2 protein-coding genes and 1 pseudogene are annotated in these 2,038 nt (G+C 34.8%); all 3 read right to left on the minus strand.

Annotation, left to right across the window (positions count from 1 at the left end):
- Positions 1-330, minus strand: a pseudogene (locus tag GVV20_RS10415) (bifunctional glutamate--cysteine ligase GshA/glutathione synthetase GshB); the annotation flags it as partial.
- Entirely contained in the window at positions 320-1,666 is a 1,347-nt protein-coding gene (locus GVV20_RS10420) for an MATE family efflux transporter (protein ID WP_159740098.1), read from the minus strand. The gene GVV20_RS10420 and the pseudogene GVV20_RS10415, both read right to left, overlap by 11 nt.
- Positions 1,667-1,693: 27 nt before the next feature.
- Complete coding sequence (locus tag GVV20_RS10425; RefSeq protein ID WP_159740097.1) at positions 1,694-1,996, minus strand: ArsR/SmtB family transcription factor; 303 nt, start codon at positions 1,994-1,996, stop codon at positions 1,694-1,696.
- Between the last annotated feature and the right edge of the window lie 42 nt (positions 1,997-2,038).

Here is a 2,038-nt window from a genome sequence, read left to right on the forward strand (position 1 = left end):
GTCTGAGTCCGAATAGTTGGCAATAAGTATCTCAGATTCATCTGGAAGAATTGGCGGATTACTTTGTGGCCATAACAATTCATCCCCGATTGAAGTGAGTACAACATTCTTAATATTTACAAGGAAATCCAATGCCTCGTTAACTGTAGAGCATGGTGGGGTAATCATTTCAATTTGTGACTCCGAGAAGTCTCTCGAAATGAAAGAATTATCCTCTTTAAAATATTTAGTATGATCTGTTGATGAAAGTCTTCCGTTGCTATCTACACGCAAACTCTCCATTTCTAATCCAAATTGACCTTTAAATGCGTTCAATCTATTAATTGACATACAATTTTCCCTTTTTATCTGAAAGCACCAGTTTAAACCAAGCTACTAAGATAATTCCTTTCAAAATACTGCTAATACTTATACTCCACCATACACCGTTTAGTCCATATATTCTAGATAGATATAAAGCCATTGGGATTCTAAGAATTGTCAGAGCTATAGAAACTATAGGAGGTACATACGTTTTTCCAATACCATTAAACGCACCAACAGTTAAAAGTTCCAGACACATGAACACTTGTGAAATACCAATCGCGGTCATATAACCAACCCCTAAATCAATAATTTGTTGTTCTCTTATAAAAATCGAGAATATCTGTCTAGGAAAAACAATAAAAATAAGTGAGATGAGTAAACCAAAAACCACCACGAAATTAAATGCAAAGTTATACCCTTCAATAACCCTGTCTTTGGATTTTCTTCCATAGTTTTGACCCACAAAAGTTGTCATTGCTCCTTGAAGCCCACCAATCGTTACATAGCTAATCGACTCAATTTGGACGCCAATTTTTTGCACAGCAATTGCTTCTGCTCCAAATGATACAATAATTTTTGCCATCACCATCGATATGTAAATAAACAGAACTCTTTGAATTGTAACCGGAAACCCCATCTTAAACACTTCGATACTCTTACTCAGATCAAATTTCGAAACTATACTTTCTTTCATAATTTGATTCGAACATAGAATAAGAATCATCAATATAACGAATCGGGATATATTTGTAGCCCATGCCGCTCCAACAATTCCCATTGTTGGAAAAATTCCAACTCCAAAAATCATGAGAGGATCAAGCAAAATATTCAAAATAAGCCCTATAAAGTTGGCTTTAAATGTAACTCTGGTCTCCCCAAAGCTTGTAAAGACAGTAGTCATTACAGTTGTAAGAAAAAGGAGTGGCACCCCATAGAGTGAAGCTACTAAATAGTCTTTAGCCATCGATTCAATTCGAATATCATTAATTCCAAAATACGAAATTAATTGTTCAGAAAGTATGAAGACTACAAAAACATAGATAATTGATATTAGTAACGAGGCCAAGACACCGTTTTTAATATACGATTTCACTTCTTCTGTATCTTTTGTGCCGATTGAATGGGCAATCTTCACACCCGTTCCAACCACAACTATCGTTGTTAAAGCCGTGGCTAGATTAATATAAAAACTTGCAGTTCCAATCGCACTTACGGCTCCACTACCAAGCTTTCCAACCCAAATCATGTCAATTATTCCCAAAGCAGTTTGGATTAAATTGGTTATAACGATAGGTAGGGAAAGTCCTACAATTGCAGTACGGATATCACCAGTCAATATATCGATATTATTTTTCTTCATTTTCATCATCCTAGCCAAACTAACACATTAACAAGCATCTGACTCTCTTGTGCTTGCGTCAACAGATAACAAATCTGAAGTAAGTTTTTGAACTTTCGCGATTGAATCCTTATTAAGATAATAACGTGTCCAGTTTCCATCCTTTTGACTCGTTACCATGCCTGAATCAACGAGTATTTTCATGTGATATGAAAGCGTCGGTTGAGTTATATTGAACGCTTCAAGAATGTGACATGCACATAAATTTTCTTTAGATAACATATCGATGATTCTTAAACGTGTTTCATCGGACATTGCTTTAAAAAGTAATGCGAAGTCTGCATTTTTCATTATACTTTTTCCTCCATATAACTATATATATATATATATATA

The organism is Erysipelothrix aquatica (assembly GCF_009828775.2).
GTDB classification, from domain to species: domain Bacteria; phylum Bacillota_I; class Bacilli_A; order Erysipelotrichales; family Erysipelotrichaceae; genus Erysipelothrix; species Erysipelothrix aquatica.

Coding starts and splice junctions, on each gene's coding strand:
- GVV20_RS10425 (WP_159740097.1), bottom strand. CDS start 1,996: ATGAAAAATGCAGACTTCGCATTACTTTTTAAAGCAATGTCCGATGAA.
- GVV20_RS10420 (WP_159740098.1), bottom strand. CDS start 1,666: ATGAAGAAAAATAATATCGATATATTGACTGGTGATATCCGTACTGCA.